Below are 23455 nucleotides of genomic sequence, written 5' to 3' on the forward strand. Positions count from 1 at the left end.
TCCAGTCTCCTCGTGACCTGACTCTCCTTGAGCCGCAGCGTAAGGCGCTATGGAGGCCGCGGCAACGCGCCTCGCCGAGTGAACGTCACTCGTTCGAGCAGCCGCGATTGCGGCGAATGGCCTAAAACTAGGCCAGGGCTCGCGGGTGCGCGGTGGCGTAGACCTCACGCAATGTCGTCACGGTGACCAACGTGTACACCTGGGTGGTGGTCACGGAAGCGTGGCCCAGCAGCTCCTGCACGACCCGCACGTCCGCGCCGCCCTCCAACAGGTGGGTGGCGAAGGAATGGCGCAGGGTGTGCGGCGAGACCTCGACGTCGATGCTTGCCCGATCGGCCGCCGTCTTCAGCGCCTGCCAGGCGCTCTGCCGGGACAGCCGGCCGCCGCGCGCGTTGAGGAACACCGCCGGGGTTCCTCGCCCGTGGCGGGACAACTCCGGCCGGGCCCGCACCAGATAGGCGTCCACGGCGGCCAGCGCCGGCCGTCCGATCGGCACCAGGCGTTGCTTGCCGCCCTTGCCGTCCAACAACACCGTGCGCTCGCCGCGGTCGATGTCGTCCAGATCCAGGCCCACGGCCTCGGAGATGCGGGCCCCCGAGGAGTACAGCAGTTCCAACAGCGCGCGGTCGCGCAGCGACCGGGGATCCTCACCCGTCGCCGTGTCCAGCAGCCGCAGCACTTCGTGCACCGGCAACGCCTTCGGCAGCCGGCGCGGCGGGACCGGCGGGTGCACTTCGCGGGCCGGGTCCTGCTGGGCCAGGCCCTCGCGGAACGCGAACTTGTGCAGGCCCCGCACCGCCACCACCGCCCGCGCCGCCGACGACGCCGCCAGCGGCGGGTGCTCCGCGTCGCCCTCGCGCAGCGCCGCCAGGAACTCCGTGACGTTTCGCTCCGTCACGTCGGCCAACGAGGCCACGCCCGTGTGGGCCAGGTGCTCGGTGTACCGCCGCAGGTCGCGGGCGTAGGAGTCGAGCGTGTTGCGGGCCGTGCCGCGCTCGACGGCGAGGTGGTCCAGGTAGCCCGCGGTGGCCTCGCGGAGGGCCACGGGCAGCTCGGCGACATGCGGCGCGCTCAGCGGGAGTTCACCTCATTCCTGGGCAGCTCACGCCGTAGCCTAGCCCGGCGATCAAGCCCACGCGCTAAGATAGGCGTACTTATAATAGGTACGGTTATCATTGGAGCGGCGTGGATCGTCCTGCTGAGATGTTCGATCGGGACTTCGAGTGGTCGGAACTGTCCCGGTTCGTGTCCTACCCGGGTCGCGAAGCCACTCTCGGCGTGGTGTCCGGCCGTCGACGTCAGGGCAAGACCTTCCTGCTCGACGCCGTGTGTCGCGCCACCGGCGGCTTCTTCTTCGCCGCCAGCGAGGCGACCGAGGCGGAGTCGCTGCGGCAGTTCGGCCAAGCACTGGCCCGGTTCCGGGGCGATCGCGCGCCACACCGATTCCAGACCTGGGACGAAGCGGTCGACGTGCTGATGACAGTGGCCGCCGACGGCCCGTTGCCCGTCGTCATCGACGAGTTCCCGTTCCTGGTGCGAGCCTCTCCCGAGCTGCCGTCGCTGTTGCAGCGGGCACTCGGCCCACAAGCGCGCGACGCGGTGACACCCGTACGGCTGCTGCTGTGCGGGTCGGCCCTGTCCTTCATGGGAAACCTGCTCTCCGGCACCGCTCCGCTACGTGGTCGGGCCAGCCTCGAACTGGTGGTGCCGACGCTCGACTACCGGTTGGCCGCCGAGTTCTGGGGTCTCACGGCGGTTCCCAGGCTCGCCCTGCTGGTCAACTCGGTCGTCGGCGGAACGCCCGCGTATCACCGTGAATTCACCCTTGGCGACATCCCGGACGGCATCACCGACTTCGACGACTGGGTGATCCGCAACGTCCTCAACCCGTCCCGGCCGCTGTTCCGCGAGGCGCGGTTCCTGCTCGCCGAGGAGCCGGACCTTCGGGACACGGCGCTGTACCACGGAGTGCTCTCGGCCATCGGCAACGGCAATCACACCCGCAGCGGCATCGCCGGCTACCTGGGGCGGAAGTCGACGGATCTGGGACACGCGCTCACCGTCCTTGAGGACACCGGCATGATCCATCGCGATCCGGACGCGTTCCACGGCAAGCGATCCGCGTACCGGATCGCCGAGCCGATCGTGGCCTTCCACTACGCGATGATGCGGCCGGAGTGGACCGACCTGGAGCGTCCCGGCAACGCCGAGCGAGTCTGGCAGCGATCTGGACAGACGTTTCGAAGCAAGATCGTCGGACCGCATTTCCAAGGCGTCTGTCGCGACTGGGTGCGCTGGTACGCGGACCCGACTTCGGTGGGCGGACAACGGACGAAGGTGGCCTCGGGTTCGGTGGCCGATCCGGTGTTGAAGCAGAACCACGAGTTGGACGTGGTGGTGTGGGGTCGGGACGACGCCGATCGCCAGACGTTGCTCGCGATCGGCGAGGCCAAGTGGGAAGAGACGATGACGTCCGGCCATGCCGAGCGGCTTCGGCACATCCGCGGGCTGCTCGCCGACCGAGGCGTTCCGGGCGCGGCGAGCTGCCGGCTGCTGTGCTTCAGCGCCAGTGGCTTCGCTAACGAACTACGGGTGGCCGCCGACAACACGGGTGAGATCGAACTGGTCGACGGCCACCGTCTCTACAACGGCGCGTGACGCGCGTGAGGGGTTCAGCTGTCGCGGTTGCTCATGGCCGCTGCACCTCCCCTCGCTGATCCATCCAGGTCACGGTGGCTGACCTGGCTCGCTCGGTGTGCTTGGCTGACCGGGTCGGGTCAGTCACCGCAGGGAGTGCCGGAGCACGATTATGGACGACACCGGGCCGGGCGTTGGCTCGTCGGTGCACGTCCGTGACCTCCTGGTCACTCCCCGTCAATGGACACTGTGGCGGCAGCGCCCGCGGCTGATCGTGTTCTGCCTGGTCGTCGAGGCGCTCGCGGTGGCTACTACGGTCCTGGCGGCCGGGTGGGTTCACCCGAGCCTGACGGACGGGCTGGTGACGCTGACGCTGGCGGCGCTGGGCATCACCCAGGCGGAGCTGGGCCGGCAGGTGGAGCGGATCCGCCGCCGGGTGAACGGCACGCCGCACATCAACATGACCTCGGTGTGGACGTTCGCGGGCGTCCTGCTGCTGCCGCCGGCCCTGGTGGCGGCGCTGGTGGCGATCCTGTACGCGCATCTGGCCCTGCGCAGCTGGTACCGGCTGCAACGGGTGCCGGCGTTCCGCAGCGTGATCAACGGGTCGGTGGTGGTGCTGACCTGCTACGCGGCCCGGCTGGTGCTGGAGCTGTTCGGCGTGCACGGCATCGACGGCGCGCTGGCGCTGGGCTGGCCGGGCGTGGGCGTGATCGCGGCGACGGTGGCGGCCTACTTCGTGGCCAACGCGCTGCTGATCCTGGGCGCGCTGAACATGACCCGCCACTCGGTGCGCGAGCTGTTCGGCGGCTGGGCCGACAACCTGGTGGAGCTGGCCACCCTGTGTCTGGGCACGTTGACGGCCCTGGCCGTGGCGACGCAGCCGCTGCTGGTGGTGATGGTCGTGCCGCCGCTGCTCGTGCTGCACCGGGGCGTGCTGGTCAAGCAGCTGGAAGTGGCCGCGACCAAGGACGAGAAGACGGGCCTGTTCAACACCCTGGGCTGGCACAACCTGGCCACCAGCGAGCTGGCCCGGGCCGAGCGCACCCAGCAGACGACCGGCGTGCTGATGGTCGACCTGGACCACTTCAAGCAGGTCAACGACACGTACGGGCATCTGGCCGGGGACCTGGCGCTGAAGGCGGTGGCCGACACGATCACCGCCCAGGTCCGCTCCTACGACTCGGTCGGCCGGTTCGGCGGCGAGGAGTTCGTGGTGCTGCTGCCCGGCGTCGGCGAGGAGCATGTGGTGGCGGTGGCCGAGCGCATCCGGCGCGCGGTGGGCGAGCTGGCGGTGCCGATCGACTTCGCCGACGACGGCCGGGTGATCCGGGACCTGTCGGTGTCGATCGGCGTGGCCATGTACCCCACCGCCGGCACGGTGGTCGACCGCCTCCTGCACGCCGCCGACACCGCCCTCTACACCGCCAAACACAACGGCCGCAACCGCGTGGTCAGCTTCTAGGCGGTGCGTTCCACGGCGGGGGCGGGGACGATGCGGGCGGCCATGACGGTGCGGTTGCGGCCCTGCTTCTTGGCCTGGAACAGGGCGCCGTCCACGGCCAGCAGCAGGTCGCTGAGCTCCACGGCGGTCCCGGGGAACAGCCCGGCGCCGACAGAGACGGTCAGCCCGGTGACGGTGACCTCCCGCCCCTCCAGGTCGTGCGTGTCCACGGCCAGCGCCGACACGGCGGCCCGCACCCGTTCGCCGGCGGCGTGCAGCTCGTCGACGCCGACGGCCGGCACCAGCACGGCGAACTCCTCGCCGCCCCAGCGCCCGACCAGGTCCAGGGATCGCACGGAGTGCCGCACGCATTCGGCGACCGCGGCCAGCACCCGGTCGCCGGCCAGGTGCCCGTAGCGGTCGTTGACCTCCTTGAAGTGGTCCAGGTCGATCATCAGCACGCCGACGGTCCTGGTCAGCCGCCGGGCCCGGTCGAGCTGGTCGGTGGCGCGGTCGGACCACCACGAGGCGTCGACCAGGCCGGTCTTGGCGTCGGTGTGCGCGGCGATGCGGAACTGCGGCAGCAGCAGGCCCATGTGCAGGGCGAGCACGGTGATCAGCAGGATCGGCATCGACCACGGCCGGTCCACGGTGAACACGCCGACGGCGTAGCCGAGGCCCACGCTGGCGGCGATGATCAGCTGGTCGGAGGCGTGGCCGAGGGCCTTGCGGGCCGGCTGCTCGGGGTTGGAGGCGACGATCGCGCCGACCACCAGGGCGTAGTTGACCAGCCGGTAGGCCAGCCCGGCGACGATCACCGCGAGCGCGCCGAGCGGCCCGTCCAGCAGGGCCGCGTAGGGCAGGCCGACGCCCGGGAAGAAGGCGGCGAAGGCCAGCTGCGAGGCCCCGACGGCCAGCACCACGGTCGCCGCGGAGAAGACCTTCCGGTACGCGACCGCCTGGCCCCGGAACACCCGGAACCACTCGTAGGTGAACGACACAGCGATCAGCGAGGCCAGCAGCGGCAGCGGCAACAACAGCACGCCGGCGAAATACCAGACGCTCTGCATATGCGTGTACGGGCTGCCCTCGGCGGAAACTTCGCGAATACGTTCGATTCCCTGGGCGGCCTCGAAGTGAATGACCGACGCGCCGAGCAGCACGGTGAACCAGAGCCAGCCCGCGGACGTGATCGGGGTCAGTGAAGCGGTGGTGACCAGCATGAGTACGGTCGCCAACTCCACCACGAGGACGTACGCGAGTAGTCCACGTGGGAGGGACCATAGACGCCAGCGGCGTGGGTCGACCCGATTCACGTCGCTGCACCCCCCATGGCCGGAAACAGTCACTGTAATCAGGGAACGACACAGTGTCGTGGTCCGCTCGGGGGAAACGAAAATCACGCCCGACGCCCACACGGAGGCACATCATGATCAAGCGCAGCGAGTCCCCCCGCACCGGCCGTCCCTCCGAGTGGCGCGGCGTCGGCCGGCCCAGCGAATGGCGCTGACGGCTTAGCCGGGGGCGGGCGTCGGCCGTGTCGAGGGCACGGCCGACGCGCTCCGCCACATCAGCCCGACGCCGATCGCGGCCAGCACCCCGACCACGCCGGCCAGGGCCACCGTGCCGTGCGCGGTGAGCTCCTCGGCGACCACGCCGGCCAGCCCGACGCCGACGCCCTGGGCCACCTTCAGCGCGGTGACGGCCAGCCCGAACGCCTGCCCGCGGCGGTCGTCGGGCACGTTCCGCATGAACGTGGTGCTGGCGGTGACCTGGTAGCCGCTGGCGACCCCGCTGAGCACGAACAGCAGCACCACGACCGGCGCCGACGGGTCGAGCACGCACAGGACCAGCGGCAGGCACGAGCACACCGCGAGCACCGGTAACAGCCGCAGCCGCACCGGCTCGGGCAGCCGGGCCAGCAGCAGCATGCCGGCGACCGCGCCGGCGGCGAAGCCCGCGAACAGCAGGCCGACCAGCGTCGGCCCGCCGCCCAGCTCGGCGGCGTACGGGGCGGCCAGCGCCTCGCCGGCGATGTAGATGCCCGAGATGCAGGCGAACGCGATCAGCGCGCGCAGCTTCGGCGTGGTGGCGACCAGCCGGGCCCCGGCCACGACATCGCGCCCCCAGCTCCGTTTGGCGTCGGCCTTGGTGGCCGCGTCGCGGTGCCGAATTCCCAGCAGCACCAACGCGGCCGAGGCGGCAAACGTCGCAGCGTCGGCCAGCAGGACACCGCCGGTGCCGATCGCGACGATCAGCGCGCCGCCGCCGGCGAAGCCCGCCACCTGCGCCGCCTGCCCGGCCGAGGACAGCCCGGCCTGGCCGGCCGGATAGTCGTCGTCGCCGAGGATCTGCGGCAGCAGCGCGCCGCGGGCCGCGTTGGCCGGCGCCCCGGCCAGCTGGACCACCACCAGCAGTGCCGCGATCACCGGAAAACCCAGGCCCGGCAAGGCCATCACCGCCACCAGCACCGCCCGCAGCACGTCGGCGACGATCATCACCGTGCGCCGGGGACGGCGGTCGGCCAGTCCGGACAGCAGCGGGCCGCCGACCAGGTCGGGCAGGAACGTCAGCGCGTAGGTCAGCGCCGTCAGCGCCGCCGAACCCGTGCGCTCGAAGATCAGCACCGACAGCGCCACCCGGGCGAACTGGTCGCCGGCCATGGAGACCGTGTACGCCGACAACAGCGCCCGGTACTCGCCACTGGCGAACGCGGCCATGCGTTTCTCCCCCCATGCCGGTGACCCAGGGCGGCAGGAATGTGACGCACCGTACACCACCCGACCGGGGACGGGAGGCGGAATGGATCCGGCGGCCGACGGTGTTGGCTGTGACGTGACTGACTTCAACACGCAGGTGATCGAGGAATTCCGGGCCAACGGCGGCAAGGTCGGCGGCAACTTCACCGGGGCGGACCTGATTCTGCTGACCACGACCGGCGCGAAGAGCGGCGCCGAGCGCACCAATCCGGTGGTGTACTTCAAGGACGGCGAGCGCGTGTACGTGATCGCCTCGGCCGCCGGGGCCGACAAGCACCCGGCCTGGTACCACAACCTCAAGGCCCACCCGGAGTTCACCGCCGAGATCGGCACGGAGAAGTACCGGGCGCGGGCGGTCGAGGTGGCCGACGAGTCCGAACGGGCCCGGCTCTACGCCCAGGCCGTGGCCCAGATGCCCGGCTTCGGCGACTACGAGCGCAAGACCAGCCGCGTCATCCCGGTCCTGCACGTGAACCGCGTCTGACCGGTCAGCAGTCGTCGCCGTCGAAGCGCAGCCGGCCCTCGATCACGTCCTCGGCGACGTCGGCGAGGCCACGTCCGGTCAGGAAGGCGTGGCCTCGCAACCGAAGGAAGGCCTCGCCCAGCCCGCCGCCCAACTGCACCGAGATGATGCCGGTGGCCTGGTGCACGAGGTCCCAGCGGCTGCCGAAGCCGCCGGCGAACAGGTTGTTCTCGGCGTTGGTGGGCACGTCGTCGACGTGCTCCAGCAGCAGGGCCATGGCCGCGTCGGTGTAGAGCAGGGCGTCCCGGTACTCGACGGTGGTGAGGTCGCCCGGCGCGGCGCGGTAGATCTCCAGCACGCCGACCGAGATGGAGCCCATCTGTAGCGGGAAGGCGAACACCGCTCGCACCCCGGCATCGACCGCGGCTTGGGCGAACATCGGCCACGGCGACGGCGACGTCAGGTCGACGGCGAACATGGGGCGTTCCTCGGCCAGCGTGTCCACCGCCGGCCCCTCGCCCAGCGTCACCTGGAGTTCGGCGATCTGCTCGGCGGCCAGGTCGGTGGCGTAGACGGGCTCGCCCTGCCCCAGGTCGGACACCACGTACTGGACGACGCCGACCGCCCGCATCCGCTCCGCGCAGGCCCGGCACACGTGGCGCACGGCGACCGGCGACCCTTCCTCCAGCGCCATCTTGTTGATGGACGCGGTGACCTCCCGTGCCCGGCCGTCCTCCACGTGGCACCATCCCCGGCCTTCGGGCCCCCCGCCGTGCAGCCGTATCACGCGGCGCGCCAGGCCGGGAGGGCATTTCGGCCTCGGTCGCGGCAACCGTAACAGCGGCCACTACACCGCCCACGACAGCGTGGGTATCGTCGAAACGCGTCGAGTCCCCGCGCCTTGGGTACCCCCTGATCGGCGGAAGGGGACACATGCTCACCGGCGACCACACCTCGATCAGATCGGTGCTGGCGCGCGCCTGTGCCCGGGTGGGCCTGGACGACACCGGGGCGCGGATCGTGCGGTGCGTCAACAACGCCGTGTACCGCCTGGAGCGGCATCCCATCATCGTGCGGATCACGCTCACGCCCGGCCTTCGCCGCCGGGCCCTGGCGGCGGTCGAGGCCGCTCGGCTGCTCGACCGGCATCGGGTGCCCGTGGTGCAGCCGGCTCAGGGCGTGCCGCAGATCGTGCACGTCGAGGAGCACGTCGTCACCTTCTGGCTGCGGGCCGCCGACACCGGCCGCACCCCCACCGTCGCCGAGCTCGCCCGCCTGCTGCGGCGGCTGCACCGCGTGCCCGCCGCCGGGGCTTCGCTGCCGCGCTGGGATCCCGTGACCGATCTGCGGACCCGCATCCACGACGCCCGCACCCGCGGCTGGCCCGACGCCGACCTCGACCTGCTGGCCCGCCGCTGCGACGCCATCGAGGAGGCCCTCGCCACGATTCACTACCAGCTGCCCGAGTGCGTCATCCACGGCGACGCCCAGGTCGGCAACCTCATCGCCACCCCCGGCGGCGCCATCTGGTGCGACCTCGACACCGCCTGCGTCGGCCCCCGCGAATGGGACCTGGTCCCGGTGGCCGTGCGCCAACTCCGCTTCCGGCCCGGGAGCAGTCAGCGCGGCGGCGACCAGCACCGCCAGCTCGCCGAGGCCTACGGCTTCGACGTCACCCACTGGCCCGGATTCCCGGTCCTGCGCGAACTCCGCGAGCTCAAACTCGCCGCCGTCGGCATGCCCATCGCCCGCGACACCGACGCCCGCTCCGAATTGCGCCGGCGCCTGCACTCCATCCGCACCGGCGACACCACCACGCAGTGGACGCCGTACCGGTGAAGGCGCTCTGAGCAGCCCCCGACCGGATCTCCCGACCCGTACGCTCGATCAGGAATCTGAGCGGGAGCGGCTCAGACGGTCGGCGATCGCCGGTATCTCCCTACCCACGGTCAACGCGTACTCGACGCTGATCTCCGCCAGCTCGTCGCGGCTGAGGTCCATCCCGCCGTCCAGCCAGGCCAGCACGAACTCGGTGACCCCGCCGGTGAGCATCATCGCGACGGCTCGCAACACGCGGTCGCCGTCAGGTGGCAGATCCAGCAGGTCCTGGCTCTGCTCCACGGCCATCCTGGCCAGCCGGCGCATCGCGGCGAACCGCCGCCGCAGCAGCGCCTCGCTGCCGTACGCCTCGACCCACAACACCCGAGCCCGGCGCGGGTCGTCCAAGAACTCGCTGATCACGGCATGGAACACGGCCGTCGTGCGCGCAGGCAGATCGTCGGGTGCGGCGTCGACTGCGACCAGCACGCGGGCCAGCACGGCCTCCAGGATCTCGTCGTGCAGAGCGGCGGCCAGCGCATCGAGATCGGCGAAGCTCTCGTAGAAGAAGCGCGGGCCGACCTTGGCCCGCTCGCAGACGCCGCGCAGGGTCGTCGAGGACCAGCCCTGGGTTCCGATCACATCCAGTGCGGCGTCCAGCAGCCGGCGGCGCCGCTCGGCCCGCCGCTGCTCCGCCGACACCCCGCCGTAGGTGCCGGTCACCGTCCGAGTCATGCCGCCAGTCTGGCACAGCGCCGACAAATAGGAATCACGTGTTTACGGAAACACGTGATTCCTCTATCGTGAGGGCCTGCTTCGTCGACGTAGGCGTCGGGAAGGGTGGGCTGTCATGACTGGTGCCCTCGTCAGGCACATGCAATCGGCCGCTGCCGCACTGGCCGCGCGGGCGCCGGTCCGTCCCGCTCCGCTGGCCACGCCACCGGACCCCCGGCTCAAGCCGGTGATGGGCGACCCCGGACTGCCGTTCATCGGCCACGCGTTGGGTGCGCTGTACGACATGCTGGAGTTCGGCCGGCGCCGGTACGCGACGTACGGTCCGGTCAGCTGGGGTGTCATGCTCGGCGCCAAGGTGGTCTGGGTGATCGGACCGGAGGGCACCGAGCTCCTGGCGGCCAATCGGGACAAGGCGTTCGCCAACCAGGGGGGCTACGAGTACTTCATCGGCCCGTTCCTGCACCGCGGCCTCATGCTGATGGACTTCGAGGAGCACCGGCTGCACCGCCGGATCATGCAGGAGGCGTTCGCCCGTCCCCGCCTGGCCAACTACCTCGACGCGATGAACCCGCGGATCGCCCGCGAGCTCGACGGGTGGCGCCCCGGTCGCCGGTTCGCGCTGTACGACGCCGCGAAACAGCTCACGCTGGGCATCGCCAACGAGGTCTTCGTCGGAGAACACGTCGGCGCGGACGCGGACCGGCTCACCGATGCGTTCGTCGACACGGTGCACGGCGCCCTGGCCTACATCAGGGCGAACGTGCCGGGTGGGGCGTGGGCGCGCGGGCGGCGCGGGCGGCGGGTCCTGGAGCAGTACTTCCGCGAGCGGCTGGCCACGCGCCGCGCCGACGGCGGGGACGACCTGTTCAGCGTGCTCTGCCGGGCGACCAGCGAGGAGGGGGAGCGGTTCACCGACGACGACGTCGTCAACCACATGATCTTCATGATGGTGGCCGCGCACGACACCAGCACGATCACGCTGGCGATGATGGGCTACTACCTCGGCCGGCACCCGCAGTGGCAGGACAAGGCGCGCGTGGAGGCCCAGGAGCTCGGCAAGGACGCCATCGAGTTCGCCGATCTGGACCGGCTGACCACGCTGGACCTGGTGATGAAGGAGGCCATGCGGATCAACGCGCCGGTCGGCTCGCTGGCCCGCGAGACCGTCCGCGACACCGAGATCCTCGGCCACCACATCCCGGCCGGCACGATCGTCATGACCAGCACCTACGCCACCCAGCGGCTGGCCGACGTGTGGCCGAAGCCGGACGAGTTCGATCCCGGCCGGTTCGCCGAGGACCGCCGCGAGGACAAGGTGCACCGCTACGCCTGGGCTCCGTTCGGCGGTGGCGCGCACAAGTGCATCGGCCTGCACTTCGGCGTCATGGAGGTCAAGGCGATCATGCACCAGCTGCTGCTCCGCTACCGCTGGACCGTGCCCGCCGGCTACGAGCCACCGATCGGCTACACCACCGGCCCGATGCCCACCGACGGACTCCCCATCCAGCTCGAGGCGCTCCGGACGTGACGACCCGTCGGGGTCCGCTACGCCGGCGTGTCCGCCTACCACCGCCCAGTCCCCGGCTCGGGACCCGGCCCGCTCGTCGCGGCATCACGGCTGGCGCTCGGCGGCCCGACGGGCGCCGCGCTGATCGCCGGCCACCTGGCCGTCCTCCGCTCGTCGTCGCCCCAGGGCTCCGCATCGACACCCCACCACCCCGCACGGCTACCGAAGGAGCGCGTTCGTGACCACCACAGAGAATCGGACCACCGCCGGACCCCTTCGACGCTCACCCGGCGCGACCGCGCCGTTGATCCGCGAGGCGTGGTACGTGCTCGCCGCCCGCAGCGAGTTCGGCCAGGACCTGCGGCAACGGTGGATCCTGGGCGAGCCGGTCTGCTTCTACGAGGCAGAGGACGGCGGGCTCATCGCCCTCGACGACCGCTGCGCCCACCGGCGGTTCCCCCTGTCCCGCAGCCTCCGCATCGGCGACACCATCCGCTGTAGCTACCACGGCTTCACCTACGGCAAGGACGGCCGCTGCCTCGCGGTGCCCGGCGCGAGCCCCGGCGACATCACGGTCCGCAGCTACCCGACTCTCCAGCGAGGGCCGTGGGTCTGGATCTGGACCGGTCGCAACCCGCAGGACGCCGACCCTGCGCTCATCCCCTGGCCCGCGGAGACCGAGGGGGGCCACAGCGTCACCGGCTACACCATCAACCCCTGCAACTACTTGATGGTCCACGAGAACCTGCTCGACCTGACCCACCTCGAGTTCCTGCACGGCTTCGGCGTGTCGGACTTCACCGAGACCGCGCTGGCGCTTCTCCCGCCCGACGAGCTTCCCGACGGGTTCACCGAGCTCGCCGTGGGCTACCGCAAGGATCTCCACACCGTGCTCGGCGGCTACGCGCTGCCGACCGGGGACGACCCGAGCACCCCGGTCTTCCACTCCACACGGACCATGTCGGTGACTCCTGCGATCAACTATGCGGTGCAGAGCTTCGAGCCGACGGACCCCGCCGCCGCGAAGCTGCGGACGGTCGTGATGGCGCACTGCCTGACCCCGGCGGACGACGACTCGACCCACCAGTTCTGGATGGCCTGGCAGGACGTGCCATTCACGGTCGACCCGATCGAACATGCGCAGCGCTTCGAGACGATCTTCAACGAGGACGTCGCAGCGCTCGGCTGGATCCAGGAGCACGTCGAGCGCGACACCCGCGAGGGAGTCGTCGAGCACAGCGTGCCCGCGGACGTGCCGGGACTGCGCCTGCGCCGGTTGCTCCACCGCCTCGCCGCGGCCGAGACCCGCTGACTCCCGCCACGGCAGAAGGAGATGTCGATGGCTCGAGCGGCTGCGGGCACGGGACAGCGTGCCGCGGTGGGCGAGGACGGCCGGGTGTCCCGGGTCTCGTGGATCCCGGGCACGGACTCGCGGCACGGGCACTGCCTCGCCGCGGACGACGCAGTAGAGCTGCCGGCGGGGTCGTGCGACCACCCGCACTGGAAGCCTGCGCGTGTCACCGGCCCCCTCCGCATCGGTGGAGTCGCTCGATGATTCCGGCCAGGTTGCCGCTGCGCCTGGCTGCCCGGTGGATGGCTGCCGACGGGGTCGCCGCGCTCGACCTCGTCGCTGTCGACGGATCTCGGCTGCCCGCGTGGACTCCCGGCGCGCACATCGACCTTCAGTGCGGGGAGATGCTGCGCCAGTACTCGCTCTGCGGCGATCCCGGAGATCCGACGCGCTACCGGGTCGCCGTGCGGCGGGAGCAGCGGGGCCGGGGCGGATCCCGGTGGGTGCACGACATCCTCGCCGAGGGGAACGTCGTGGACGCCTCGCCGCCACGGAACAACTTCGAGCTCGTCGAGGCCAAGCGCTACCTGTTCATCGCCGGCGGGATCGGCATCACCCCGCTCCTGCCGATGATGGACGCGGCCCGCACGGACGGGATCGAGTACCGGCTCGCCTACGGCGGCCGCAGCCGGGCGTCGATGCCCTTCCTCGCCGAGCTCGCCGCCGAGCACGGTGACGCAGTCACTGTGCATCCCGAGGACGAGGTCGGACTGCTGGACCTCGACGCGCTGGTCGGCGCCCCCGAGCCGGGCACCGCGGTGTACTGCTGCGGGCCCGAACCCCTGCTACAGGCCGTCGAGCAGCGGGCCCGCTCATGGCGGGACGCCAGCCTGCACGTCGAGCGGTTCACCCCGAAGCGACAGGCCCCGAGCACCTCCGACGGCGCGTTCGAGATCGAGATCGCGAGCAGTGGGCAGGTCGTCACGGTCCCCGCCGACCGATCCGCCCTCGATGCCCTTCGCGCGGCGGGGTTACCGGTCCTGTCGTCGTGCGAGGAGGGCACCTGCGGCACCTGCGAGACCGGCGTCCTCAGCGGCGAAGTCGATCACCGTGACTCCCTGCTCACCCCGGCCGAACAGGCCGCGCACGAGGTGATGTTCCCCTGCGTCTCGCGCGCCCGCTCCGCGCGGCTGGTCGTCGATCTCTGATGTGAGCCGCCGGCGAGCATCAACGTGCCGACCACCCGGATCGAGGGCATCCGGAGCCACGTTCCCGGGACAACACAACCCGCGACGACCAGGACAGCTGCGCCAGCACAGGCGTCTCGGCCCAACCCCGGTCCACCGCCAACGACGTTCATGGCACACGCCCCCGTTTTCAAGCCTACACAACGAACCTGGCAATGCCGGGCGGAGCGACTCCGGTCGGATCGTCTCCAGCCCGGCACTGCCAGGTTCGGGTGATTCCCTTGATTCGGGGGCGGCTCAGCACAGTTGATCTACCCGCCCGGCCACGCTCAGCGGGCGGCGAACCTCGTCGGGCGGTCGACCCACGGGGTCTCGGCGGGGCGGGCTTCCGCCGCACCCGACAACACCGCGTGGGCGGCGAGGATGCCGCTGACCGAGGCGCCGTTGACGATCTCGCCGGCCAGGGCCATGCGGATCGCCTCGGCCAGGGGCACCTTCCGGGTCACGAGGTCGGTTTCCTCGTCGCCGTCGGGAATCTCGCGGCCGACGTCGGTGAGGTCGCGGGCCAGGAACACGCGCACTACCTCGTCGGTGAAGCCGGGCGAGGCGGCGACGTCGACCAGGGTCACCCACGACGAGGCGGCGAGGCCGGTCTCCTCCTTGAGCTCCCGCTGGGCGGCGAGCACGGGCTCCTCGCCGACGACATCCAGCAGACCGGCGGGCAGCTCCCAGATCCGGCGCCCGAGCGCATGCCGGTACTGGTGGATGAGGGTCACCTGGTCGTCGGCGTCCAGGGCCAGCACGGCGACGGCGCCGAGGTGCTCGACGATCTCCCGCACGGCGGTGTTGCCGCCGGGCATCACGACCGAGTCGGAGCGCAGGGCGATGACCCGGCCGACGTAGATGTCCTTGCTGGAAGCCACTTCGAAGACGTGGCGCCGCTCCTGCTCGGTCACGCGGTCACCTCGGCCAGCTCGACGGGCAGGCGCTCGGCGGCGACGTAGTCCAGCGAGGCCCGGATGAACGCCGCGAACAGCGGATGCGGCCGAGTGGGCCGGGACTTCAGCTCGGGATGGGCCTGGGTGCCCACGAAGAACGGGTGCTTGTCGGCCGGCAGCTCCACGAACTCGACCAGGTGCCCGTCCGGCGACAGCCCGGAGAACACCAGCCCGGCCTTGCTCAGCCGCGCCCGGTAGGCGTTGTTGACCTCGTAGCGGTGCCGGTGCCGCTCGGACACCTCGGTCGTGCCGTAGGCCTTGGCGGCCTGCGACCCCGGGGTCAGCTTCGCGGGGTACGCCCCGAGCCGCATGGTGCCGCCCATGTCCCGCTCGCCGGCGACCACGTCGGTCTGGTCGGCCATGGTGGAGATGACCGGGTTCTGGGTCGGCTCGCCGAACTCGTCGGAGTTGGCGTCGGCGATGCCGGCCAGCCCGCGGGCGGCGTCGATCACCATGCACTGCAGCCCCAGGCACAGGCCCAGCAGCGGGATGCCGCGGGTGCGGGCGTGCCGGATGGCGCCGATCTTGCCCTCGATGCCGCGCACGCCGAAGCCGCCCGGCACCAGCACACCGTCCACACCGGACAGTGCCTGGGCCGCGCCGGCCTCGGTCTGGCACTCGTCGGACGGGACCCACTTGATCTCGACCTTGGCCCGGTGCGCGAAGCCGCCGGCCCGCAGCGCCTCGGTCACCGACAGGTAGGCGTCTGGCAGGTCGACGTACTTGCCGACCAGGGCGATCCGGCACCGCTCGCCCGGGTTGTGCACCCGCTCCAGCAGGTCGCCCCACACCTTCCAGTCCACGTCCCGGAACGGCAGGTCCAGCCGCCGCACCACGTACGCGTCCAGGCCCTCGGCGTGCAGCACCTTGGGAATGTCGTAGATCGACGGCGCGTCCGGCGCGGCCACCACGGCCTCGGTGTCCACGTCGCACATCAGGGCGATCTTGCGCTTGAGGCCGTCGGGGATCTCCCGGTCGGCCCGGCACACGATGGCGTCGGGCTGGATGCCGATGTTGCGCAGCGCGGCCACCGAGTGCTGGGTGGGCTTGGTCTTCAGCTCGCCCGAGGGCGCCAGGTAGGGCACCAGCGAGACGTGCAGGAAGAAGCAGTTGTCCCGCCCCACGTCGTGGCGGACCTGCCGGGCGGCCTCCAGGAACGGCAGCGACTCGATGTCGCCGACGGTGCCGCCGACCTCGGTGATCACCACGTCCGGGGCGGCGCCGCTCTCGTCCGGGTCGGCCATGGCCCGGATCCGGGACTTGATCTCGTCGGTGATGTGCGGGATGACCTGCACGGTGTCGCCCAGGTACTCGCCGCGGCGCTCCTTGGCGATCACCGCCGAGTAGACCTGGCCGGTGGTGACGTTGGCCGAGCCGGACAGGTCACGGTCCAGGAACCGCTCGTAGTGGCCGATGTCCAGGTCGGTCTCGGCGCCGTCCTCGGTGACGAACACCTCGCCGTGCTGGAACGGGTTCATCGTGCCGGGGTCCACGTTGAGGTACGGGTCCAGCTTCTGCATGGTGACGCGCAGGCCACGCGAGGTGAGCAGCTGGCCGAGGCTGGAGGCGGTGAGCCCCTTGCCCAGCGAGGAGGCCACACCTCCCGTCACGAAGACGTGCTTGGTCATGCGTACCTGTGACAAGAGGGGCTCCCGTGGTGACTGGTCCTGATGTAGGCCGGCGGCTGGGCCGATCGGCCTGTCCACGGGATTTCACAGTAGCACCTCACCCGGTGGCGGATGTGGGAGCCGGGGCCTGCGCGTTGCCGGCCGTGCCGTAGCTGCCGACCTTGCCGGCGGCCGCGTCGCGCAGCGTGAGCACGGTGACGACCTGGCCGGCGGGGTTGTCCACGTCGTCCACGGTGGACAGCACCGACCCGTCGGCGCGGACCACCGACAGCGGGCCGAAGTTGTCGGCCGAGCCGGTGCGGCCGGCCAGCACCGTGCCGCCGCCGGAGCGCTGGACCTGGGTGGCGAAGCGGGCGATGACCGCGGCCCGGTCGGCCGCCGCGTCGCCGCCGACGGCGCCGCCGGTGATCACCAGCGCCAGCTGGGCGGCGCGCAGCCCCTGGCCCTGGCGAACGTAGCCGCCGCTGGCCAGGCCGGTCAGCGCGGCGGCGGTCTCGTCCGGCGAGGCCTGCGGCTTGCCGGTGGCCTTGTCCAGCAGCAGCAACGGCCCGATCAGGCCGCCGGCCAGGGTGCCCGGGTCGGCCGCGGTCGGCAGCTGCACGCCGGCCGGCAGCAGCCGGGTCACCAGCGACCGCAGCTGGTCGGACTTGGTCGGGTCGGTGAACGCGTCGGTGAGCTGGAGTTCACCGGTCACGGTGGCGCCGGCCGCCCGCAGCAGGCCGGCGACGCCGTCCCGGTCGGTCTGCTTGGCGTCGGCGGTGGTGATCAGCACCACCGACTTGCCGTCCAGCGCCCCGCGCACGGCCAGCGGCCCGGTGCTCAGGGCGTAGCGGTCGGCGTCGGTGAGCCGGCCGGTCAGGTCGGTCTGCCTGGACTGAAGGTCGGCCACCTGCTTGCTGAGGTTGGCCCGGTCGTCGGCGAGGCCGCCGAGGACCCGGTTGCTCAGCGAGGTGGAGCCGAGCACGACCCCGGCGGCCAGCGCCAGGAACACCGCGGCGATGGAGATGACGTGATTGCGCAACGAGATCATCCGAACAGGCCCCCAAGCCAGCTGACGAGGTTGTGCCAGGCGCCGGCCAGCAGCGTCGGGTAGACGCTGCCGACGTCGGACACCAGCAGCGCGACCGCGACCACCGCGGCCACGGCGAGCACCAGCAGCAGCACGGTGCCCGCGGACACCCGGGAGCGGTGCAGCTCGGCGACCGCGTGCGAGTCGACCAGTTTGCTGCCCAGCTTCAGGCGGGTGAGGAAGGTGGACGGGATGGAGCCGCCGGTGCCGCGGTCCAGGAACTCCCGCAGGGTGGCCTGGAAGCCGACGGTGACGACCAGGCCGGCGCCGTGGGCCTCGGCCAGCAGCAGCGCCAGGTCCTCGGCGTTGGCCGAGGCCGGGAAGGTCACCGCGCCGATGCCGAGGTCCTGGATCCGCTCCAGCCCGGGCGCGTGGCCGTCGGCCTGCGCCGGCAGCACGACCTCGGTGGCGGCGCGCAGCGCGTCGGTGCTGATCCCGTCCGGGTCGCCGACGATGACGTCCGGGGTGAGGCCGGCGTCCATCAGCGTGTCCGCGCCGGCGTCCACGCCGATCAGCACCGGCCGGAACTCCTTGATGTACTTGCGCACCCGGCGCAGGTCGTCGACGTGGCCGTAGCCGGGCGCGACGACGAGGGCCTGCCGGCCGCGCATCGGCACGTACAGCTCGGGCACACCGTGGCCGTCGAGCACCAGGCCGCGTTCCCGGCGCAGGAACTCGATCGTGTTGGCGGAGAACGCCTCCAGCTGGGCCGACATCCCGGCCTTGGCCTCGATCAGCTGGTCGGCCACCGATTCCGGGGTCTGCGCCACACCGCGGGCCAGCTCCCGGCCGTTGTGGAAGACGACGCCCTCGTGCAGGCGCAGCTTGGTGCCGTCCTTGATCGAGCTGAGCACGCCCGAGCCCACGTCGTCGATGAGCGGGATGCCGGCGTGCAGCAGCGCCTCGGGGCCGAGGTTGGGGAACCGCCCGGAGATCGACGGCGACGAGTTGACCACGCCGACCACCTCGGCGGCGATCAGCGCCTCGGCGGTGCGGCGGTCGAGGTCGAGCGCGTCGAGCACGGCGATGTCGCCCGGCCCGACGCGCCGCAGCAGGTCGTCGGTGCGGCGGTCCACCCTGGCGACACCGGTGACGCCTGGCAGCTCTTCCTGAGTGCGCGACAACAGTCCGGTGAGCTTCATGTCCTCGATGGTCACTCAGCCCAACGCGTTGCGCCGTTCGCCACGCCGCGTTGGTGCCGGAAGGTCAACCGGTACGGGTGAGTTTTTCCTGTGCGGCACGCAAGTTGCACGGACGGCAACGGGCAGCGCCTGACAGAACCGGCATGGGGAGAACGCTCACATTCACTCGCCGCGCAGGTCAGCCACATTGGACACAATGGCCGTTTCAAGATCACTCTTTCCGGCGGTACCAGAGTGGACGGTCCCCGATAGCGTCATTTCCGTGGTGATCGGGACGCCGCTGGTTGGCCGTCGGCGCGAATTGGATCTGTTGCGGGGCAAGCTGTTCGCCCCCGGTCTCGGCACCGCCCAGTTCGTCCGCCTCACCGGCGAGCCCGGCGTGGGCAAGTCCCGCCTGCTGGCCGAGTTCGCGGCGCTGGCCCGGGACGGCGGCGTGGCCGTGGTGTCCGGGCGGGCCGGGGAGTTCGAGCGGCACGTCCCGTTCGGGGTGCTGTCCGGGGACGGACTGTCCACGGTGGACAACCCGGAAGTCGTGGATGCCATCGATGTCGAGCGCTACCGGGTGCACCGGGCGATCCGGGCCCGGCTGGTCGAACTGGCCGCGCCGGCGGGCCTGGCGCTGCTGCTGGACGACGTGCACTGGGCCGACGACGCCTCGCTGGAGCTGCTGGACCACCTGGTGCGGCACCCGCCGCGGGCCCGGGTGGTGATCGTCGCGGCGTACCGGCCGCGCCAGGCGCCGCCCCGGTTGTCGGCCGCGCTTTCCGACGGTGTCGAGGAGATCGAGCTGGGCGCGCTCACGTTCGCCGAGGCGCGTCAGCTCGTCGGCGAGGATCTCGACCGGGCCCGCTACGACGCCGCCGGCGGTAACCCCCTGTATCTGGAAGCGCTTGCCCGCCACCCGGACGCGGACGGAAACGCGGCGCTGGCCGCGGAACTGGCCACGCTGGGCCACATCGATCTCCAGGTGGCCCGGGCGGTCGCGGTGGTCGCCGACGTGGCCGAGCCGGCGTTCGTCGCGGCCGCGGCCGACCTCTCCCTTACTGAAACTTTGGCCGCGCTGGACCGGCTGACCGAGCGTGACCTGCTCCGTCCACTGGGGACCGGCGGCGTGCGCTACCGGCACCCGCTGCTCAGAAGCGTGGTATACCAAGGAATCGGCGGTGGCTGGCGGTTCGCCGCGCACGCCAGGACCGCCGCCGCGCTGGCCGCGAGCCGGGCCCCGGCCACCGTTCGGGCTCATCATGTCGCGCAATCGGCGGCACACGGCGACAAAGCGTCCATCGACATCCTTGTCGACGCCGCGGTCGCATATATGAACACTGCTCCGTCCACCGCGGCGCACTGGCTGGAGGCGGCGCTGCGGCTGCTGCCGGCCGACCCGGCCGAGGAGCAGATGCGGCTGGCACTGCTGGGAATGCTGGCCAAGGCGCTCGGCGTGACCGGCGAGTTGCAGCGCAGCCGTGAAGTGCTGCACGAGGTGCTGGCGCTGATGCCGGCCGAGCCGGCGGTGCCGCGCGCGCAGGTGGTCGGATTCTGCGCCCAGATCGAGCGGCTGCTCGGCCGACACGCCGAGGCGCACGCGTTGGCACTCAATGAGCTGAACGGACTGTCCGATCCGGACAGCGCCGCGGCCGCGGTGCTCAAGCTCGGGCTGGCCGAGGGCGGGCTGGTCGGCGGCAACTTCGCCGACGTCCGCGACTGGGCCCGGGAGGCGCTGGCCACCGCACGCCGGGTCGGCGACGCCCCGCTGCTCGCGGCCACGATCGGGGCATGCGTGCAGCACGCGTACGTCAAGGGCGTGCTCGACGACGAGGTGCTGGCGCTGCTGGATGAGTCGACCGTGATGGTGGACTCGTTGCTGGACAACGATCTCGGCCGGCACCTGGAGGCCGTGGTCTGGCTGGGCTGGAACGAGCTGGTCTACGAACGGCTCGACGGCGCCCTGCGGCATCTCGAACGCGGCCTGCACCTGGCCCGCACCACGGGGCAGAACCATCTCGTGACGTACCTGCGGATCGGGCAGGGCACCGCCTACGGCCTGCTGGGCCAGCTGCACGAGGCGGCCGCGTGCTTCGACGACGCCGCCGAGGCCGCGCTGCTGATGCGCAGCGACGAGCTGCGGACCATGGCGCTGGCCCAGCAGTCGTGGATCGTCACCTGGCTGGGAGACCCGGCCGAGGGCGTGCGGCTCGGCGCCGAGGCCGTGCGGCTGGCCGGGCCGGTCCGCGACTGGTTCTCCGGGGTGGCCCACGGCATGCTGGCCCAGGCCAGGATGTACGCCGGCGACGCCGAAGGCGCGGTGGAGCTGCTGCGCCGGGCCGGCGGCGACGCCGAGCTGACCGGCTTCGAGCCCGTCACCCGGGTGAGTTACCTCCAGCTGCTGGCCGAGGCCGAGGCCGAATGCCGCCGGCCCGAGGACGCCCTGGTCTGGGCCGAGCTCGCGCAGCGGGTCGCCGACACCGTCGGCCGGCAGCTCCCGCTGGCCTTCGCCGCACTGGCCAGGGCCCACGCGCTGCGGGCGTCGGCGCCGCTGGAGGCCGCCGAGCACGCGGTCGACGCGGCCCATCGGTTCGCTCGCATGGGCGACCGGGTCGACTCCGGCCGGGCTCACCTGGTCGCCGCCGGGGCGCTGGCCGCCGCCGGCAAGGCCAAGGCGGCGCAGCTCGAGGGCGAGCTGGCCACCACGTTGTTCCGCGCCTGCGGGGCCGCGCTGTTCGAACGCATGGCGGACCGGTTGGAGCCCGCCGTGCAGGTCCTGCTGACGCCTCGCGAGCTCACCGTGCTCGCGCTGGCCGCCGAGTCGCTCACCGCCGAGGCCATCGCCCGGCGGCTGGGCATCGCGACCGGGACCGTCACCAAGCACCTGGAGAACGCCTACCGGAAGCTCGGCGCGGGCGACCGGCTCACCAGCGTGCTACGGGCCCAGGCCCTGGGCCTGCTGCCTCGTGCTTGACATTGACGTTACGTCAACTTCTACCGTGGTTTTCACACCGAACGAGATCAGGAGGGCAGCGGTGGAGTGGTCGATCCAGGACATCGCCCGCTCGGCCGGCACCACCAGCCGGACCCTGCGTCACTACGGCGAGATCGGGCTGCTCAGCCCCAGTCGCGTCGGCAGCAACGGCTACCGCTACTACGACCAGGACGCCCTGGTCCGGTTGCAGCGGATCCTGCTGCTGCGGGAGTTGGGGCTGGGGCTGCCGGCCATCGCCGAGGTGCTGGCCGGCCAGCGGGACACCGCCGCCGCGCTGCGCACCCATCTCGACCTGCTCGAACAGGAGCGGCAGCGGATCACCCGCCAGATCGCTTCGGTGCGGACCACGTTGGAGAAGACGGAAGGGGGCCAGCAGCTGATGGCCGAGGAGGTTTTCGACGGCTTCGATCACACCCAGCACAAGGAGGAGGTGATCGAGCGCTGGGGCAAGGACGCCTACGACAAGGGCGACCAGTGGTGGAACTCGCTGTCGGAGGAGCAGCGGCGGGCCCACCAGCAGCGGCAGCTGGACATCGCCGCCGACTTCGGCCACGCCCACCAGGCCGGCCTGGCCGCCGACAACGACGTCGTGCAGGCCATCACCAAGCGCCTGCACGAGTGGATCGCCGCCGCGGCCACCGTCACCAAGCCGTACTTCGTCGGCCTGGGTGAGATGTACGTGGCCGACCCCCGGTTCAGCCAGAACTACGACCGCCACGGCGCCGGCACCGCCGAGCTGGTGCGGGACGCCATGAAGATCTACGCCGACCGCAACCTGTAGCCCGGCTGGCCTGCGGGCCACCTGCCCGCAGACCGGCAACCCGCAGGCCGACCGACCGCCGGGCCGACCATCGGCAGATTAGCCACCTGCCGGCCGACCCGCCGCAAGCCAGCAACACGCAGGTCAGCACCACAGGCCGACCACCCGCAGATCAGCCACCTGCCGACCGACCGCCGGGCCGACCACCGACAAATCGGCCACCTGCCGGCCGACCCGCCGCAAGCCAGCAACACGCAGGTCAGCACCACAGGCCGACCACCCGCAGATCAGCCACCCGCCGGCCGACCGGCCACACGCCCGACCGACCGCAGATCAGCCACCTGCCGGCCGACTGGCCACACGCCGGCCGACCGCAGATCAGCCGACCGCCGGGAGGTCCGGCGGCCACGGTCGACCGTCCACAGTTCCACCGCCGGCAGCCCTGTCGCCCACTAGGTTCGTTTTCCGAACCTAGTGGGCGTAGGCTGGTGGGCGTGGCTGTGTACACCGGCGAGAACTGCTCCCTGGCCCGCACCCTGGAGATCATCGGCGAGCGGTGGACGTTGCTCATCGTGCGCGACGCTTTCTATGGCGTGCAACGCTTCGCCGACTTCGCCGCGCATCTGAGGATCCCTCGGGCCGTGCTGAGCGAACGCCTCGCGCTGCTGGTGTCCGCCGGCGTGCTGGCCAAGACCCCCGGTGCCGGCCGACGTGAGCTGTACACGTTGACCGACAAGGGAATCGGCCTCTTCCCGGCGCTGCGCGCCCTCGTCGCCTGGGGCGACCAGCACTACGCCCCCGATGGCCCCCGCCGCCACTTCCGGCACGCCGACGACAACGGCGAGGTCGACCTGGCCGGCGTCTGCCAGCTCTGCGGAAAGTCCTTGGCCGTACGGGATTACCTCGTCACCACCGGCCCCGGCGCGTCCCCGGCCGACGCCTCCGCCGACGCCGTCACCCGCGCCCTGGCCACCCCCCGCCGCCTCCTGGAGCCCATCACCCCCTGACCCCATCCCGCAGCACCGTTCTGAGTGTAGGAA

Annotated in this window: 19 protein-coding genes; 10 read left to right on the forward strand and 9 right to left on the reverse strand. The window is 71.6% G+C overall.

Annotation, left to right across the window (positions count from 1 at the left end; translation table 11 throughout):
• Nucleotides 1-127 precede the first annotated feature (127 nt).
• Nucleotides 128-1045 (reverse strand): site-specific tyrosine recombinase XerD, encoded by a 918-nt coding sequence (xerD, locus tag ACIG5F_RS32200; RefSeq protein WP_396523683.1) that lies wholly within the window; start codon nucleotides 1043-1045, stop codon nucleotides 128-130.
• A gap of 140 nt (nucleotides 1046-1185) precedes the next feature.
• Between xerD and ACIG5F_RS32205 the strand changes: the two genes are divergently transcribed.
• Entirely contained in the window at nucleotides 1186-2658 is a 1473-nt protein-coding gene (locus ACIG5F_RS32205; protein WP_396523684.1) for an ATP-binding protein, read from the forward strand.
• A 151-nt stretch (nucleotides 2659-2809) separates the two neighbouring features.
• Entirely contained in the window at nucleotides 2810-4102 is a 1293-nt protein-coding gene (locus ACIG5F_RS32210) for a diguanylate cyclase (protein WP_396523685.1), read from the forward strand.
• On the opposite strand, the gene ACIG5F_RS32215 is transcribed toward ACIG5F_RS32210, so the two are convergent.
• Nucleotides 4099-5325: a diguanylate cyclase gene (locus tag ACIG5F_RS32215; protein WP_396523686.1), complete on the reverse strand. Its 1227-nt coding sequence runs from the start codon at nucleotides 5323-5325 to the stop codon at nucleotides 4099-4101. The two genes, ACIG5F_RS32210 and ACIG5F_RS32215, sit on opposite strands and share 4 nt — an antisense overlap.
• Nucleotides 5326-5595: 270 nt before the next feature.
• Nucleotides 5596-6801 (reverse strand): MFS transporter, encoded by a 1206-nt coding sequence (locus ACIG5F_RS32220; RefSeq protein ID WP_396523687.1) that lies wholly within the window; start codon nucleotides 6799-6801, stop codon nucleotides 5596-5598.
• Between the two features lie 115 nt (nucleotides 6802-6916).
• Between ACIG5F_RS32220 and ACIG5F_RS32225 the strand changes: the two genes are divergently transcribed.
• Nucleotides 6917-7324, forward strand: coding sequence for a nitroreductase family deazaflavin-dependent oxidoreductase (locus ACIG5F_RS32225; protein WP_396523688.1), 408 nt, complete (start codon nucleotides 6917-6919; stop codon nucleotides 7322-7324).
• Between the two features lie 4 nt (nucleotides 7325-7328).
• Here ACIG5F_RS32225 and ACIG5F_RS32230 read toward each other — a convergent pair whose 3' ends face one another.
• The gene (locus ACIG5F_RS32230) at nucleotides 7329-8042 is read right to left on the reverse strand and encodes a GAF and ANTAR domain-containing protein (protein ID WP_396523689.1); all 714 of its coding nucleotides are present in this window, start codon (nucleotides 8040-8042) and stop codon (nucleotides 7329-7331) included.
• Nucleotides 8043-8236: 194 nt separating this feature from the next.
• Between ACIG5F_RS32230 and ACIG5F_RS32235 the strand changes: the two genes are divergently transcribed.
• A complete protein-coding gene (locus ACIG5F_RS32235; protein WP_396523690.1) occupies nucleotides 8237-9142 on the forward strand; it encodes a phosphotransferase family protein in 906 nt (301 codons plus the stop codon).
• Nucleotides 9143-9190: 48 nt separating this feature from the next.
• Here ACIG5F_RS32235 and ACIG5F_RS32240 read toward each other — a convergent pair whose 3' ends face one another.
• Nucleotides 9191-9856 (reverse strand): TetR/AcrR family transcriptional regulator, encoded by a 666-nt coding sequence (locus ACIG5F_RS32240; RefSeq protein ID WP_396523691.1) that lies wholly within the window; start codon nucleotides 9854-9856, stop codon nucleotides 9191-9193.
• A 115-nt stretch (nucleotides 9857-9971) separates the two neighbouring features.
• Between ACIG5F_RS32240 and ACIG5F_RS32245 the strand changes: the two genes are divergently transcribed.
• The 3 genes from ACIG5F_RS32245 (at nucleotide 9972) to ACIG5F_RS32255 (ending at nucleotide 13862) form a co-directional block, all read left to right on the forward strand.
• Nucleotides 9972-11384 (forward strand): cytochrome P450, encoded by a 1413-nt coding sequence (locus tag ACIG5F_RS32245; protein ID WP_396523692.1) that lies wholly within the window; start codon nucleotides 9972-9974, stop codon nucleotides 11382-11384.
• Between the two features lie 217 nt (nucleotides 11385-11601).
• Nucleotides 11602-12675 (forward strand): Rieske 2Fe-2S domain-containing protein, encoded by a 1074-nt coding sequence (locus ACIG5F_RS32250; protein WP_396523693.1) that lies wholly within the window; start codon nucleotides 11602-11604, stop codon nucleotides 12673-12675.
• Between the two features lie 239 nt (nucleotides 12676-12914).
• A complete protein-coding gene (locus ACIG5F_RS32255; RefSeq protein WP_396523694.1) occupies nucleotides 12915-13862 on the forward strand; it encodes a PDR/VanB family oxidoreductase in 948 nt (315 codons plus the stop codon).
• 308 nt (nucleotides 13863-14170) lie between these two features.
• On the opposite strand, the gene ACIG5F_RS32260 is transcribed toward ACIG5F_RS32255, so the two are convergent.
• The 4 genes from ACIG5F_RS32260 to steA form a co-directional block, all read right to left on the reverse strand.
• Nucleotides 14171-14797, reverse strand: coding sequence for an NUDIX domain-containing protein (locus ACIG5F_RS32260; protein ID WP_396523695.1), 627 nt, complete (start codon nucleotides 14795-14797; stop codon nucleotides 14171-14173).
• Nucleotides 14794-16467 (reverse strand): CTP synthase, encoded by a 1674-nt coding sequence (locus tag ACIG5F_RS32265; protein ID WP_396523708.1) that lies wholly within the window; start codon nucleotides 16465-16467, stop codon nucleotides 14794-14796. Before ACIG5F_RS32265 ends, ACIG5F_RS32260 begins: the two co-directional genes overlap by 4 nt.
• A gap of 97 nt (nucleotides 16468-16564) precedes the next feature.
• Complete coding sequence (locus ACIG5F_RS32270; protein WP_396523696.1) at nucleotides 16565-17497, reverse strand: copper transporter; 933 nt, start codon at nucleotides 17495-17497, stop codon at nucleotides 16565-16567.
• Nucleotides 17494-18678: a putative cytokinetic ring protein SteA gene (steA, locus tag ACIG5F_RS32275; RefSeq protein WP_396523697.1), complete on the reverse strand. Its 1185-nt coding sequence runs from the start codon at nucleotides 18676-18678 to the stop codon at nucleotides 17494-17496. The genes ACIG5F_RS32270 and steA overlap by 4 nt, the downstream gene beginning before the upstream one ends.
• A gap of 262 nt (nucleotides 18679-18940) precedes the next feature.
• On the opposite strand from steA, the gene ACIG5F_RS32280 reads away from it, so the two are divergent.
• The 3 genes from ACIG5F_RS32280 to ACIG5F_RS32290 all read left to right on the forward strand — a co-directional run bounded on the left by ACIG5F_RS32280 (nucleotide 18941) and on the right by ACIG5F_RS32290 (nucleotide 23422).
• Nucleotides 18941-21634 carry an AAA family ATPase gene (locus ACIG5F_RS32280; RefSeq protein WP_396523698.1) on the forward strand — a complete coding sequence of 898 codons (2694 nt, stop codon included), beginning with the start codon at nucleotides 18941-18943 and terminating at the stop codon, nucleotides 21632-21634.
• Nucleotides 21635-21695: 61 nt separating this feature from the next.
• Nucleotides 21696-22436: a MerR family transcriptional regulator gene (locus tag ACIG5F_RS32285; protein ID WP_396523699.1), complete on the forward strand. Its 741-nt coding sequence runs from the start codon at nucleotides 21696-21698 to the stop codon at nucleotides 22434-22436.
• 473 nt (nucleotides 22437-22909) lie between these two features.
• Nucleotides 22910-23422, forward strand: coding sequence for a winged helix-turn-helix transcriptional regulator (locus ACIG5F_RS32290; RefSeq protein WP_396523700.1), 513 nt, complete (start codon nucleotides 22910-22912; stop codon nucleotides 23420-23422).
• Nucleotides 23423-23455 lie beyond the last annotated feature (33 nt).

This window comes from Kutzneria sp. NPDC052558, assembly GCF_044547355.1.
In the GTDB taxonomy this organism is placed as follows: Bacteria; Actinomycetota; Actinomycetes; order Mycobacteriales; family Pseudonocardiaceae; genus Kutzneria.